Here is a 14,765-nt window from a genome sequence, read left to right as displayed (position 1 = left end):
GTGACCTATTGTTCCTATATTAACGTGTGGCTTGTTTCTTTCAAATTTAGCTTTAGCCATTTTGAATTCCTCCCTTTAATATTGGTTTTATTTTTTGTAAGACGAGGATTCCCTCGCCTTACTTATTTATTATATACAAAATTAATTAAATTAATTAATTATTTACCTTCAGCTATTTTCTTAGCAACTGAAGCTGGAACTTGCTCATAATGGTCGAATATCATAGTATATGTTGCACGACCTTGAGTAGAAGATCTTAACTCTGTAGAGTATCCAAACATTTCTGAAAGTGGAACGAATGCATTTATAACTTGTGCACCAGATCTAGCTTCCATACCTTGTATTAAACCTCTCTTAGAGTTTAATCCACCCATAACGTCTCCCATGTATTCTTCTGGAGTAACAACTTCAACTTTGAAGTATGGCTCAAGTAATACAGAGTTTCCTCTCTTAAGAGCGTCCTTCATAGCCATTGATCCTGCCATCTTGAATGCCATTTCTGAAGAGTCAACCTCATGGTATGATCCATCGTATAACTCAACAGCAACGTCAACAACTGGGTATCCAGCAACTATACCTGAAGCCATAGCTCCTTGTATACCTGCATCTGTTGGTCCAACGTACTCTTTCGGTACAGATCCACCAACAGTTTTGTTTTCAAATTTATATCCTTCACCTGGTTCTTGAGGATTAACTCTGATCTTAACGTGACCATATTGTCCTCTACCACCTGATTGCTTAGAGTACTTGTACTCAACATCAACTGGTTGAGTTATAGTTTCTCTGTAAGCAACTTGTGGAGCACCAACGTTAGCTTCAACTTTAAATTCTCTTAATAATCTGTCTACTATTATCTCTAAGTGTAATTCACCCATACCACCGATTATAGTTTGTCCAGTTTCTTCATCAGTTCTAACTCTGAAAGTTGGATCCTCTTCAGCTAACTTTTGAAGAGCAACACCCATCTTTTCTTGAGCAGCTTTTGATTTAGGCTCTATAGCAACATCTATAACTGGCTCAGGGAATTCCATAGATTCAAGTATTATTGGGTTAGCTGGATCACATAAAGTATCTCCAGTAGTAGTATCTTTTAATCCTACTGCTGCAGCTATATCCCCTGCATATACTATAGATATTTCTTCTCTAGTATTAGCATGCATTTGTAGTATACGTCCTATTCTTTCTCTCTTACCTTTAGTAGCATTCAGGATATAAGAACCACTTTCTAGTGTTCCTGAGTAAACTCTGAAGAATGCTAACTTCCCAACGAATGGGTCAGTCATTATTTTGAATGCTAAAGCTGAGAATGGTTCTTCATCAGATGAATGTCTTTCTGCTTCCTCTCCATCTTCTAATATACCTTTTATAGAAGCTATATCAGTTGGAGCTGGTAAGTAGTCTATAACAGCATCTAATAATAACTGAACACCTTTGTTCTTGTAAGCAGATCCACAGAATACTGGGTTAAGTTCACAAGCTATTGTAGCCTTTCTTATAGCAGCTTTTAATTCTTCTATAGTTGGCTCTTCACCTTCAAGATATTTCATCATTAACTCTTCGTCAGTTTCAGCTACTGCTTCAACCATTTTTTCTCTCCACTCTTGAGCTAATTCTTTCATATCTTCTGGTATTTCAGTTATTTCTATTTCAACACCTAAGTCATCTTTATAGATATGAGCTTTCATTTCTAATAAGTCAACTTCACCTTCTAACCAATCTTCCTTACCTATTGGTAATTGCATTGGTACAGCATTTGCACTTAATCTGTCTTTCATCATTTGTACAACATTGTAGAAATCTGCACCCATGATGTCCATTTTATTTACGAATGCTATTCTAGGTACACCGTAGTTATCAGCTTGTCTCCATACGTTCTCAGATTGAGGCTCAACCCCACCCTTAGCACAGAATACAGCAACTGATCCGTCAAGAACTCTTAGAGATCTTTCAACCTCAACTGTAAAGTCGACGTGACCTGGTGTATCTATTATGTTTATTCTATGGTCTTTCCATGCAGCAGTAGTAGCAGCAGAAGTTATTGTTATACCTCTCTCCTTCTCTTGCTCCATCCAGTCCATTTGAGAAGCTCCTTCGTGAGTTTCTCCTATTTTATGAGTTTGCCCTGTATAGAATAGGATTCTTTCTGTAGTAGTAGTTTTTCCAGCATCTATATGAGCCATGATTCCTATATTTCTAGTTCTTTCTAAAGGAAACTTTCTAGCCATGATTCTCCTCCTTACGACATCCTATCTAATAAAAGGATATCAAATATATCCTATTATTAGAATCTGTAGTGAGCAAATGCTTTATTAGCTTCTGCCATTTTATGAGTATCTTCTTTCTTCTTAACAGAAGCTCCTGTATTGTTAGCAGCATCCATTATTTCTTTAGCTAGCTTTTCAACCATACCTTTTTCACCACGAGCTCTAGTATAGTTTACTAACCATCTTAATCCTAAAGTTTGTCTTCTTTCAGGTCTAACCTCAACTGGAACTTGGTAGTTAGCTCCACCAACTCTTCTAGCTTTAACCTCTAAAACAGGCATTATGTTTTCCATAGCTGTTTCGAAAACTTCTAAAGCATTTTCTCCAGTTTTTTCAGCGATTATCTCGAAAGCATCATATACTATCTTTTGAGATTTCCCTTTTTTCCCATCTATCATTAAGTTATTTATTAACTTAGTTACTACCTTACTTCCGTGTACTGGATCTGGTAAAACTTCTCTTTTTGGAACATTACCTTTTCTTGGCATTTTGCTTCCCTCCTTAATTATTTAATCTTAAATCATAGGTACTCGACATCATATAAAACGCCGTGATGCCATAAATATATATATATTTAAAGCACCGAACTATAATTGATTTTTAATTGCTTATTTTTTTGCAGCTTTAGGTCTCTTAGCACCGTACTTAGATCTAGCTTGCATTCTCTTATCAACACCAGCTGTATCTAATGTACCTCTTAATATGTGGTATCTAACCCCTGGAAGGTCTTTAACTCTTCCTCCTCTTATAAGAACAACACTATGCTCTTGTAAGTTGTGTCCTTCTCCTGGTATATAAGCAGAAACTTCTATACCGTTAGTTAATCTAACTCTGGCAACTTTTCTTAAAGCTGAGTTAGGCTTCTTAGGAGTAAATGTTTTAACTGATGTACAAACTCCTCTTTTTTGTGGAGCACTAGTATCAGTTGATTTCTTGTGTAAAGAATCGTATCCTTTTTGTAATGCTGGAGCAGTAGATTTCTTTTCTATCGCTTTTCTTTTCTTACGAACTAATTGGTTAATTGTTGGCATCATCTGCACCTCCTTCCAAATTTTTCGATCTTAAATGACCGCCAACTACATCAATATGGCCTCATATTGATATAATATGTAGCAAATCTGCTACAATGCAATAAATGTCTATAACACACATTTGTGGTTTTAGCTCTTTAGTTTGGTGCATATTATTATGCTTTTTATTAGTTAAAATAAAATATATTTAAAATATTACTAAGAGCTTAGCCCTTAGTAATATTTAATATCTTTACTTCACATACCTTTACATTTTAGCATCAGCGACACCTTATGTCAAGGATGTTTAGTTTATATAACAAAGTAAAATTATTCTTCTATTTTTTCAACTGCTATATTTTTGTATCTCTTCATTCCTGTTCCTGCTGGTATTAACTTACCTATTATAACATTTTCTTTAAGACCTATTAAGTGATCTTCTTTTCCTTTTATAGCAGCTTCTGTTAATACTCTAGTAGTTTCTTGGAATGATGCAGCTGATAAGAAAGATTCTGTTGCAAGAGATGCTTTAGTTATACCAAGTAAAACTCTCTTAGCTGATGCAGGTCTTAGGCCTTGAGCTTCAGCTTCTTCATTTGTTTTATTGAATGTAAGAACATCTTCATATCCTCCTGGTAATAAATCAGTATCACCTGGATCTTCAACTTTAACTTTAGATAGCATTTGTCTAACAATTACTTCTATATGTTTATCGTTGATGTCAACCCCTTGCATTCTATAAACTCTTTGAACCTCTTTAACAACATAGTCTTGAACACCTTCAATACCTTTAACTCTTACTATATCATGAGGATTTATTGATCCTTGAGTTAAAGCTTCTCCAGCTTCTACAAATTGACCATTTTTCACTCTTAATCTTGAACCATAAGGTATAGCATATACTTGTGCTTCACCTTGTTCTGGAACTACTGTAACTTCTTTTCTCTTACCAGTTTCATCTATTTCTACTCTACCTGATACTTCAGTTATTGTAGCAAGACCTTTTGGCTTTCTAGCTTCAAATAATTCCTCTACCCTTGGAAGACCTTGTGTTATATCTCCTCCGGCAACCCCACCTGTATGGAATGTACGCATTGTAAGCTGAGTACCAGGTTCACCGATTGATTGAGCAGCTATTATACCAACAGCTTCTCCTATATTAACTTCTTTACCAGTAGCTAAGTTTCTACCATAACACTTAGAACACACTCCATGGTTAGTTCTACAATTAAGAACTGTTCTTATCTTAACTATTTTTATTCCAGCCTCTATAATCTTTTCAGCTTGATCTTCTTGTATCATAGCGTCAGCTTCAACGATTACTTCACCTGTTTCCGGGTGAACTACAGGATCTATAGTATATCTTCCAACTATTCTATCATATAGTTCTTCTATTACTTCATTTCCATCTTTTATTGCAAAGATTTCTGTATCTTCTGTTGTTCCACAGTCAACATCTCTAACAATAACATCTTGACTGACATCAACAAGTCTTCTTGTTAAGTATCCTGAGTCAGCTGTACGTAGAGCTGTATCGGCAAGACCCTTTCTAGCTCCATGTGAAGATGTGAAGTATTCAAGTACTGATAAACCTTCACGGAAGTTAGATTTAACTGGTATTTCAACTGTCTTACCAGATGCATTGGCCATCAGACCACGCATACCAGCTAACTGTCTTATCTGGTTCTTAGAACCTCTGGCTCCAGAGTGAGCCATTATGAAGATGTTGTTTAATCTATCTAGGTTAGCCATAAGAGCATCTGTAACTTTTTCAGTAGTCTCTGTCCAAGTTTCTATTACTCTTTCATATCTTTCCTCGTTAGATATAAGACCTCTTCTATATGCTTTTTCATATTTATCAACCTTACCTTCAGCTTCAGTTATATAACCTTTCTTAGCTTCTGGTATTTTCATATCTGCAACAGCAACAGTTATACCACCTCTTGTAGAATATTTAAATCCTAAAGATTTTATATGGTCTAACATTTCAGCAGTTACTGTGTTTCCATGTTTTCTGAAACACTTATCTATTATTTTTCCTAAAGACTTTTTATCTGCTAAGAAATCTACTTCTAAAGCAAATTTATCTTCGTTTCTATCAACGAATCCTAAGTCTTGAGGTATATTTTCATTGAATATAAATCTACCAACAGTTGCTTCTACTAATTGAGTTCCAACACCCTCAACAGTTCTTCTTACTTTAACTAATGAGTGTAATGTAACTGCCTTATTATCATAAGCAAGCATCATTTCATTATAATCTTTGAAGATCATTCCAGTACCTCTAGCGCCTTCTTGAGCTTCTATTGTTAAGTAGTAGCATCCTAGAACCATATCCTGAGAAGGAGTAGTTATAGGAGAACCATCTTTAGGAGCAAGTATGTTATTTATAGATAACATTAAGAATCTTGCCTCAGCTTGAGCTTCAACAGATAAAGGAACGTGTACCGCCATTTGGTCACCATCGAAGTCAGCGTTGTATGCTGTACATACTAATGGATGTAGCTTTATAGCTTTTCCTTCAACTAAAACTGGTTCAAACGCTTGTATACCTAATCTATGAAGAGTCGGAGCACGGTTAAGCATTACTGGATGTCCTTCTATAACATCTTCTAATACGTCCCAAACTTCCGGCTTAACTTTTTCTACTATAGACTTTGCACTTTTTATGTTGTGTGCATATCCTTCTTTAACTAATCTATCCATAACAAATGGCTTGAATAATTCAAGAGCCATCTTCTTAGGAAGACCACATTGATAGAATTTAAGTTCTGGTCCAACAACTATAACAGAACGTCCTGAGTAGTCAACACGCTTACCAAGTAAGTTTTGACGGAAACGACCTTGCTTACCTTTAAGCATATCTGATAAAGATTTTAATGGTCTATTTCCTGGTCCAGTTACTGGTCTACCTCTTCTGCCATTGTCTATTAAAGCATCTACAGCTTCTTGAAGCATTCTCTTCTCATTTCTTACAATGATATCTGGAGCTCCAAGCTCTAATAATCTCTTTAATCTGTTATTTCTATTTATAACTCTTCTGTATAAGTCATTTAAATCAGATGTTGCAAATCTTCCTCCATCTAATTGAACCATTGGTCTTAAATCAGGTGGTATAACTGGAATAGCATCTAATATCATCCACTCTGGTTTATTTCCAGATTTCTTAAATGCTTCTACAACTTCTAATCTTCTTATAGTTCTAACTCTTTTTTGACCTGTACTATCTTTTAGTTCAGCTCTTAATTCTTTACTTTGTTGCTCTAAATCTATGTTTTGTAAAAGCTTCTTAACAGCTTCAGCACCCATTCCTACTTCGAAAGTATTATATCCGTACTTTTCTACAGCAGTTCTGTATTCTTTTTCTGTTAATAATTGCTTTTCATTTAATCCAGTTTCACCTGGATTAGTTACTACATATGATGCAAAATATAATATTTTTTCTAATGATCTAGGAGACATATCAAGTAGAAGTCCCATTCTACTTGGTATCCCTTTGAAGTACCAGATATGAGACATAGGAGCTGCTAGCTCTATATGTCCCATTCTTTCTCTTCTTACCTTTGCCTTAGTTACTTCTACTCCACATCTATCACAAACAACACCTTTGTATCTAACTCTTCTGTACTTTCCACAGTGACACTCCCAGTCCTTCTGTGGTCCAAATATTCTTTCACAGAAAAGACCATCTTTCTCAGGCTTAAGTGTACGGTAGTTTATTGTTTCAGGCTTTTTTACTTCTCCTCTAGACCATTGTCTTATTTTTTCTGGAGAAGCCAATGCTATTTTTATTGACTCGAAATTGTTTAGTTCAAACAAGGAGTTCTCTCCCTTCTATTTGAGATTTACTTAAAATAAGAAACTATATATCAAAGTCTTCATCGTCGTAATTTAAGTCTTCGTAAACTACGTCTTCTTCAAATTCTAATTCTTCTACTTCTTCTTCTGATGTTTCAAGATCATCTATTTCTTCAACTATGCTGTTTTCTTCAAGTTCGCTTATGTTTTCCATAACATCTAATTCAAACTCTTTAGCATCTTCATCTATATCTATAGACTCTCTTACTTCGATTTCTTGATCTTCTTCTGTTAATACTTTTACATCTAAGCATAAACTTTGAAGTTCTTTTATTAAAACTTTAAATGATTCTGGTATACCTGGTTCAGGTATATTTTCACCTTTAACGATAGCTTCGTAAGTTCTAACACGTCCTACAACGTCATCTGACTTAACTGTAAGAATTTCTTGAAGTATGTGAGCAGCACCATATGCTTCTAATGCCCAAACCTCCATCTCTCCGAATCTCTGACCACCGAATTGTGCTTTACCTCCAAGCGGTTGTTGAGTTACTAAAGAGTATGGTCCTGTACTTCTTGCATGTAACTTATCATCAACTAAGTGATGTAGTTTTAACATGTACATGTATCCAACTGTAATTCTATTGTCAAAGACATCTCCAGTTCTACCATCGTATAAAGTTACTTTTCCATCATCTGGATATCCTGCTTCTACTAATGCTTTTCTTATATCTGGCTCTTTCGCTCCATCAAATACTGATGTAGCTACATGCCATCCTAAAGTTTTAGCAGCAAGACCTAAATGAACCTCAAGAACCTGTCCGATGTTCATACGAGATGGTATACCTTGTGGGTTAAGAACTATATCAAGTGGCTGACCATTTTCCATGAACGGCATGTCTTCTTCAGGTAATACTCTTGATATAACCCCTTTGTTACCATGACGTCCGGCCATTTTATCTCCAACTCTTATTTTTCTCTTCTTAGCTATATAACATCTAACTAATTCATTAACTCCTGGAGATAAATCATCTCCGTTTTCTCTTGTGAATACTTTTACGTCAACTATTATACCAGATTCTCCATGAGGTACTTTTAATGAAGTATCTCTAACTTCTCTAGCTTTTTCTCCGAATATAGCACGAAGTAATCTTTCCTCTGCAGTAAGTTCTGTTTCTCCTTTAGGAGTTACTTTACCTACTAATATATCTCCAGAGTCAACTTCCGCCCCTATTCTGATTACACCTCTTTCGTCTAAGTTCTTTATAGCACTTTCTCCAACGTTAGGTATATCTCTAGTTATTTCTTCTGGTCCTAATTTAGTATCTCTAGCTTCACATTCATATTCTTCTATATGAATAGTAGATAGTCTGTCTTCTTTTACAAGTCTTTCATTTATTAAGATAGCATCCTCATAGTTGTAACCTTCCCATGTCATGAATGCTATGAAGCAGTTTCTTCCTAAAGCTACTTCTCCCATCTCAGTAGACGGTCCGTCAGCTATAACATCTCCAGCTTCTATCTTATCATTTTTATTTATTATAGGAGTTTGATTTATACAAGTACCTTGGTTTGAACGCTTAAACTTAAGTAACTTATATCTATCTTTATTTCCATCTTCTCTTCTTATGATTATCTCTTCTGCACTTACTCTTTCTGCTATACCAGCATTTTTAGCAACTACAACTGCTCCAGAGTCTTTAGCAGCTCTATATTCAACACCTGTACCTATGATAGGTGCTTCTCTTCTTACTAGTGGTACTGCTTGACGTTGCATGTTTGATCCCATAAGCGCACGGTTGGCGTCATCATTCTCTAAGAATGGTATCATAGCTGTTGCTATAGACACAACTTGCTTAGGAGATATATCCATGTAGTCAACTTTATCAGTAGGAACTAATTCCATGGCACCATTTACAGTTCTACATACAACTCTGCTGTTTACGAATGCATCATTATCATCTAAAGGCTCATTTGCTTGGGCTCTTATAAATAAGTCTTCTTCGTCAGCTGTTAAGTAATGTATTTCATCTGTAACTTTTCCGCTCTCCTTATCATATTTTCTATAAGGAGATTCTATAAATCCAAATTCATTTATTTTTGCATATGTTCCTAGAGAGTTTATAAGACCGATGTTTGGTCCCTCTGGAGTCTCTATCGGACACATTCTTCCGTAGTGAGAATGGTGAACGTCACGAACTTCGAATCCAGCTCTTTCTCTTGAAAGTCCTCCTGGTCCAAGTGCTGATAGTCTTCTCTTATGAGTTAACTCTGATAATGGGTTTGTTTGGTCCATGAATTGTGATAGCTGAGAACTACCAAAGAATTCTTTTATTGCAGCTGAAACAGGTCTTATATTTACTAATGCTTGAGGAGTTATAGATTCCATATCTTGAACCGTCATTCTTTCCTTTATAACTCTTTCCATTCTTGAAAGACCTATTCTAACTTGGTTTTGTAGTAATTCACCAACTGATCTTATTCTTCTGTTTCCTAAATGATCTATATCATCTATATTACCTATTCCATAGAATATATTAAATTGGTAGCTTATAGAAGCAATTATGTCATCTAATAATATATGCTTTGGTATAAGTTCTTTCATTCTAGATTTTATAGCTTCTTTTATTTCTTCTTCTTCACTATACTCATCTAAAATCTCTTTTAAAGTTGGGTAGTGAACTTTTTCTTTTATCTTTAAATCGTCTATATCAAAGTTTATATGTGATTTTATATCTACAAAGTTATTCCCTATAACTTTTACAACTTTTTCATCTTCAGTCAATAACTCAACAACATTTATTCCTGAGTTTTGTATAGCAACAGCTACCTCTAAAGATATTTTTTCTTCAGCTTTAACAAATACTTCCCCTGTTTCTGGATTTATAATATCGTTCGCTGAAATTTTATTCATTATTCTATAGCATAATGCAAGTTTCTTATTGAACTTGTATCTACCAACTTTAGCTAAGTCATATCTCTTAGCATCAAAGAATAATGCATTTAATAATGATGATGCACTTTCTACTGTTGGAGGTTCACCTGGTCTTAACTTTTTGTATATTTCTATAAGACCTTCTTCAACAGTTTTTGTGTTATCTTTTTCTAATGTAGCCATTAATCTTTCATCTTCGCCTAATAGCTCTATTATTTCTGCATCTGAACCTATTCCAAATGCTCTTAATAAGACTGTAACAGGTTGTTTTCTTGTTCTGTCAACTCTTACAGATATAACATCATTAGAATCAGTTTCATATTCTAACCATGCACCTCTGTTTGGTATAACAGTAGATGATATAAGTCTTTTACCTGACTTATCCATTTCTTGAGCATAGTAAACTCCAGGAGATCTAACTAACTGACTTACTATAACTCTTTCTGCTCCGTTTATTATGAAAGTTCCCTTTTCTGTCATTAAAGGGAAGTCACCCATAAATACTTCTTGTTCTTTTATTTCACCTGTTTCTTTATTTATAAGTCTTACTTTAACTTTTAGAGGTGCACAATATGTTGCATCTCTTTCTTTACATTCTTCTATGTCATACTTCGGTTTCTCGTCTAAAGAATAATCAACAAATTCTAATATAAGATTACCTGTATAATCTTCTATAGGTGAAATGTCTTCAAACACTTCTTTTAAACCTTCTTTTAAAAACCACTCATAGGAATCGCATTGTATCTCTATAAGATTTGGTACATCAGCTATCTCTTTTATTTTTGAGTAGCTCATTCTAGTTCTCTTACCTATCGTGACAGGATGTGGCATTCACTTTTCACCTCTCAATAATTAAAAATAAAACCATAGTTTATTCTAACGCATCTAATAATTCTAACATAATTGCAAGCTTTTTTCAATATATAACTTTTATGTATATGCATAATATTAGCTTTTTTTGTTCGACATAAAACATGCATTATCTATTATGTTCAAAAAATCATCCTCTAATTCGCTTTTTCAAAAAATATACTGTTATTTTCTGCATTTGAGGAAAAAAAAAGATGCCCTAAAGGACATCTTCTTTAAAAGAAAACTACTTAACTTCTACTGAAGCTCCAGCAGCTTCTAACTTTTCTTTCATTTGTTCAGCTTCGTCTTTAGAAACTGCTTCTTTTAATGTCTTAGGAGCATTGTCAACTAATTCTTTAGCTTCTTTTAATCCTAATCCAGTTATTTCTCTAACAGCTTTTATAACTCCAACTTTTGAAGATCCAGCACTTGTTAATACTAAGTCAAACTCAGTTTTCTCTTCAGCAGCTCCACCAGCAGCAGCACCAGCCATCATAACTGGAGCTGAAGCAGATACTCCGAATTTCTCTTCTGCAGCTTTAACTAATTCATTTAATTCTAAAACTTTCATGTTTTCTATAGCTTCTAATATTTGTTCTATTGTCATTGTTAGCACCTCCGAATTATATTCTTTTCAATTAATAATTGTTATTTTTTTCTTATTCTTAAGTTTTAAGCTATTATTAAGCTTCTTGACCTTCTTGCTTCTTGATCATTGCATCTAATAAGTATGCAAAGTTTGATACTGGAGCTTTTAAGCTTCCAAGTAATTTAGCAAGAAGTACTTCTCTTGATGGTATGTTAGCGAATGCAACGATATCTTCTTTACCGTAGAATTCTCCTTCAACTACACCCATTTTTAATTCCATTTTTGGATGAGAATCCATAAATTCTTTTATTATTCTAGCTGGAGCAACTGGATCTTCGTATCCGAATGCTATCGCATTTGTTCCTACTAATAATTCGTCATTGAATTGTTCTATACCAACTTCTTTAGCTGCTTTTCTAACTAAAGTGTTTTTGTATACTTTGTATTCAACACCAGCTTCTCTCATTTTCTTTCTTAATTCAGTTACTTCTTCAACTGTTAATCCTTTGTAATCAACAACTATAGCAGAAGAAGAGTTTTGTAACTTCTCAACTATTTCAGCAACAACATGTGATTTTACTTCTATAGCTTTTCTCATCTGGTCAGCACCTCCTTCATCCGATAGGTTTTATCTGCCGCAACTTATAAAAGCTTTTGTAATCATATAGACATACAAAAGCTTTAGCATCAAAATTTATCTAAAACCTCGGTAGGATATTAAGCTTAAAGCACCTACTGTCTACGGCAAATCTATTCTTTTTTATTTATTAACGAATATTATTTTAACATCGTTATTTATTAATGTCAAGCTTTTATTATTCAGCTATTTTAGCAGGGTTAACTTTAACTCCTGGTCCCATAGTTGAAGTAACAGCTACGCTCTTTAAGTATTGTCCCTTAGCAGCAGCAGGCTTAGCCTTAACTATAGCATCCATTAATGCAGCAAAGTTTTCAGTTAACTTTTCTCCACCGAAAGATACTTTTCCTACTGGAACGTGTATTATGTTAGTTTTATCTAATCTATATTCAACTTTACCAGCTTTTATTTCATCTATAGCCTTAGCTACATCAAAAGTAACTGTTCCTGATTTAGGGTTTGGCATTAAACCTTTAGGTCCTAATACTCTACCTAATCTACCTACTACACCCATCATATCTGGAGTAGCAACAATTACATCAAATTCAAACCAGTTTTCACCTTGTATTTTTTGTACTAATTCTTCAGCACCTACAAAGTCAGCACCAGCATTTGTAGCTTCTTCAGCTTTTGCACCTTTAGCAAAAACTAAAACTCTTTTAGTTTTACCAGTTCCGTGTGGTAATACAACCGCACCTCTTACTTGTTGGTCAGCGTGTCTTGAGTCAACACCTAACTTTATATGAGCTTCTACAGTCTCATCAAACTTAGCAGTAGCAACTTCTGCAACTAAAGCTAAAGCTTCTGAAGCATCATATAATCTAGTTTTATCTATTTTACTTGAAGCTTCTACGTATTTTTTACCTTTTTTAGCCATTTTTCATGTCCTCCTTGTGGTTATATTGGTTTTTTACCTCCCACTTTTTCAAGCGAAGATAACTAATCTAATATTAATTAGTCTTCAACAACGATACCCATACTTCTTGCAGTACCAGCTATCATTCTCATAGCAGATTCTACTGAAGCAGCGTTTAAGTCAGGCATTTTTAACTCAGCTATTTCTCTTACCTTAGCTGAAGATAAAGTAGCAACCTTCTTCTTATTTGGCTCTCCTGAAGCAGTATCTAATCCAGCAGCTTTCTTTAATAATACTGCAGCTGGAGGAGTTTTTGTTATGAAACTGAAAGATCTATCTTGATATACAGTTATAACAACTGGTATTATCATACCAGCTTGATCTGCAGTTTTAGCATTGAATTCCTTTGTGAATCCCATTATGTTAACACCGTGTTGTCCTAATGCTGGTCCAACTGGTGGAGCTGGTGTAGCTTTCCCTGCAGGTATTTGTAATTTTATTTGACCTATAACTTTTTTAGCCATTGAGCGCACCTCCTCAGATTATTTATTCTCTAGTTATATTTTTCTATGCCTTTGTAGTCTATTGCAAATAGAGTTTTTTTACCAAAAGCATCTATACACACTTTTACTTCTTTTGATTCCAGGTCTATCTCTTCTATAGTTCCTATTTGTCCTTCAAAAGGACCGTTAGCAACCTTTATTACTTCGCCAATTTCAAAATTTATGTCTCCGCTTACTAATTTAGGAACAGCTGTATCTATGCCCATAGCTATTACTTCTTCTTCACTTAAAGGAACTGGCTTAGAACCTGGTCCTACAAATCCAGTAACCCCTTTAGTATTTCTTACGACATACCAAGATTCATCAGTAATAACCATTTTTACTAGTACGTACCCTGGAAATACCTTACGTTGTCTAGTTTTTTCTTTCCCAGTTTTTGTAGTCTCAACTACATCTTCAGTAGGGACAACTACTTGAGTTATGCAATCTTCCATACCTCTAGTTTTAACAGCTTTTTCAATTGTTGCTTTAACTTTATTTTCATGACCTGAATAAGTATGTACTACATACCATCTAGCCTCTTGTAATTCCGACATTCTGATTCTCCCTTTCTATTTTAGTATTAGATTTAGTGCACCAGATAATACACTATCTAAAGCCCATACTAAGATAGTAGCCGAAACAACAACAGTTAAAACAACTCCTGTGTTTTTTAAAAGCTCTTTCTTTGTTGGCCACGTAACTCTTTTTAATTCACTTTTAGTTTCCTTAACATATCTAACGAAACTAAATTTCTTTTTAGTTCTTGGACTTTCATTTATTTGGGCAGCCATTCCACACTCACATCCTTAATAAAAACTATTTTGTTTCTTTATGAGCAGTATGCTTCTTACAGAATCTACAATATTTTTGTAATTCTATTCTATCTGGGTTATTCTTTTTGTTTTTAGTAGTGTTGTAGTTTCTTTGCTTACACTCTGTACATGCTAAAGTTACTTTAACTCTCATCTGCTACACCTCCAACTCGTAAATACAATATATATATTGTTAACTTTATTGCCTACTCTGTATAATAGGTTCAATTTATCGTTTTTGAATCATCACCTCATATAAATTATCATAAATTAGTAGGCATGTCAATGTTTTTGTTAGTTTCAAGTTAAAAAAAGAGGAGGATATCCCCCTCTTTTTTTTAGTTTTTTAAACTTATATTTAAGATAAGAGAATTACTCTATTATAGAAGCAACAACACCTGATGCTACTGTTCTTCCACCTTCTCTTATTGCGAATCTTAATCCTTCTTCTATTGCTATTGAGTTTA

13 protein-coding genes and 1 other annotated feature are annotated in these 14,765 nt (G+C 34.4%); all 13 genes read right to left on the bottom strand.

What is annotated here, in order from left to right:
- Positions 1 to 158: 158 nt before the first annotated feature.
- On the bottom strand, positions 159 to 2,225 hold the full coding sequence (fusA, locus tag GFJ41_RS17370; RefSeq protein ID WP_021428187.1) for an elongation factor G: 2,067 nt from the start codon (positions 2,223 to 2,225) through the stop codon (positions 159 to 161).
- Positions 2,226 to 2,281: 56 nt separating this feature from the next.
- Positions 2,282 to 2,752, bottom strand: a complete 471-nt coding sequence (gene rpsG / locus GFJ41_RS17365; protein WP_021428192.1) for a 30S ribosomal protein S7 — start codon at positions 2,750 to 2,752, stop codon at positions 2,282 to 2,284.
- A gap of 120 nt (positions 2,753 to 2,872) precedes the next feature.
- A complete protein-coding gene (gene rpsL, locus GFJ41_RS17360; RefSeq protein WP_021428189.1) occupies positions 2,873 to 3,295 on the bottom strand; it encodes a 30S ribosomal protein S12 in 423 nt (140 codons plus the stop codon).
- A gap of 309 nt (positions 3,296 to 3,604) precedes the next feature.
- On the bottom strand, positions 3,605 to 7,093 hold the full coding sequence (rpoC, locus tag GFJ41_RS17355) for a DNA-directed RNA polymerase subunit beta' (protein WP_021428190.1): 3,489 nt from the start codon (positions 7,091 to 7,093) through the stop codon (positions 3,605 to 3,607).
- Between the two features lie 43 nt (positions 7,094 to 7,136).
- A complete protein-coding gene (gene rpoB / locus GFJ41_RS17350; RefSeq protein WP_025161507.1) occupies positions 7,137 to 10,838 on the bottom strand; it encodes a DNA-directed RNA polymerase subunit beta in 3,702 nt (1,233 codons plus the stop codon).
- Positions 10,839 to 11,103: 265 nt separating this feature from the next.
- Positions 11,104 to 11,466: a 50S ribosomal protein L7/L12 gene (gene rplL, locus GFJ41_RS17345; RefSeq protein ID WP_021428185.1), complete on the bottom strand. Its 363-nt coding sequence runs from the start codon at positions 11,464 to 11,466 to the stop codon at positions 11,104 to 11,106.
- A 76-nt stretch (positions 11,467 to 11,542) separates the two neighbouring features.
- Positions 11,543 to 12,046 (bottom strand): 50S ribosomal protein L10, encoded by a 504-nt coding sequence (rplJ, locus tag GFJ41_RS17340; protein ID WP_021428184.1) that lies wholly within the window; start codon positions 12,044 to 12,046, stop codon positions 11,543 to 11,545.
- 37 nt (positions 12,047 to 12,083) lie between these two features.
- Positions 12,084 to 12,211: a sequence feature (ribosomal protein L10 leader region), on the bottom strand.
- Between the two features lie 52 nt (positions 12,212 to 12,263).
- The gene (gene rplA / locus GFJ41_RS17335; protein WP_025161506.1) at positions 12,264 to 12,962 is read right to left on the bottom strand and encodes a 50S ribosomal protein L1; all 699 of its coding nucleotides are present in this window, start codon (positions 12,960 to 12,962) and stop codon (positions 12,264 to 12,266) included.
- Between the two features lie 77 nt (positions 12,963 to 13,039).
- Positions 13,040 to 13,465, bottom strand: coding sequence for a 50S ribosomal protein L11 (gene rplK, locus GFJ41_RS17330; protein ID WP_025161505.1), 426 nt, complete (start codon positions 13,463 to 13,465; stop codon positions 13,040 to 13,042).
- A 29-nt stretch (positions 13,466 to 13,494) separates the two neighbouring features.
- Complete coding sequence (nusG, locus tag GFJ41_RS17325; RefSeq protein WP_025161504.1) at positions 13,495 to 14,040, bottom strand: transcription termination/antitermination protein NusG; 546 nt, start codon at positions 14,038 to 14,040, stop codon at positions 13,495 to 13,497.
- 15 nt (positions 14,041 to 14,055) lie between these two features.
- Positions 14,056 to 14,277, bottom strand: a complete 222-nt coding sequence (secE, locus tag GFJ41_RS17320; RefSeq protein WP_021428169.1) for a preprotein translocase subunit SecE — start codon at positions 14,275 to 14,277, stop codon at positions 14,056 to 14,058.
- 25 nt (positions 14,278 to 14,302) lie between these two features.
- Positions 14,303 to 14,452: a 50S ribosomal protein L33 gene (gene rpmG, locus GFJ41_RS17315; protein ID WP_021121979.1), complete on the bottom strand. Its 150-nt coding sequence runs from the start codon at positions 14,450 to 14,452 to the stop codon at positions 14,303 to 14,305.
- A gap of 218 nt (positions 14,453 to 14,670) precedes the next feature.
- Positions 14,671 to 14,765, bottom strand: a 95-nt coding sequence (locus GFJ41_RS17310) for an EF-Tu C-terminal domain-related protein (protein WP_077066978.1), incomplete at its 5' end; no start/stop codon positions are given.

It is taken from the genome of Paraclostridium dentum (assembly GCF_012922555.1).
Classification (GTDB): domain Bacteria; phylum Bacillota; class Clostridia; order Peptostreptococcales; family Peptostreptococcaceae; genus Paraclostridium; species Paraclostridium dentum.
Note: the sequence above shows the minus strand (reverse complement) of the source record. Positions and strands in the feature narration are given on the sequence as shown.

Bases quoted from the DNA above. Each gene is read 5' to 3' on its own strand.
- fusA (WP_021428187.1), bottom strand. From the start codon at position 2,225: ATGGCTAGAAAGTTTCCTTTAGAAAGAACTAGAAATATAGGAATCATG.
- rpsG (WP_021428192.1), bottom strand. From the start codon at position 2,752: ATGCCAAGAAAAGGTAATGTTCCAAAAAGAGAAGTTTTACCAGATCCA.
- rpsL (WP_021428189.1), bottom strand. From the start codon at position 3,295: ATGCCAACAATTAACCAATTAGTTCGTAAGAAAAGAAAAGCGATAGAA.
- rpoB (WP_025161507.1), bottom strand. From the start codon at position 10,838: ATGCCACATCCTGTCACGATAGGTAAGAGAACTAGAATGAGCTACTCA.
- rplL (WP_021428185.1), bottom strand. From the start codon at position 11,466: ATGACAATAGAACAAATATTAGAAGCTATAGAAAACATGAAAGTTTTA.
- rplJ (WP_021428184.1), bottom strand. From the start codon at position 12,046: ATGAGAAAAGCTATAGAAGTAAAATCACATGTTGTTGCTGAAATAGTT.
- rplA (WP_025161506.1), bottom strand. From the start codon at position 12,962: ATGGCTAAAAAAGGTAAAAAATACGTAGAAGCTTCAAGTAAAATAGAT.
- rplK (WP_025161505.1), bottom strand. From the start codon at position 13,465: ATGGCTAAAAAAGTTATAGGTCAAATAAAATTACAAATACCTGCAGGG.
- nusG (WP_025161504.1), bottom strand. From the start codon at position 14,040: ATGTCGGAATTACAAGAGGCTAGATGGTATGTAGTACATACTTATTCA.
- secE (WP_021428169.1), bottom strand. From the start codon at position 14,277: ATGGCTGCCCAAATAAATGAAAGTCCAAGAACTAAAAAGAAATTTAGT.
- rpmG (WP_021121979.1), bottom strand. From the start codon at position 14,452: ATGAGAGTTAAAGTAACTTTAGCATGTACAGAGTGTAAGCAAAGAAAC.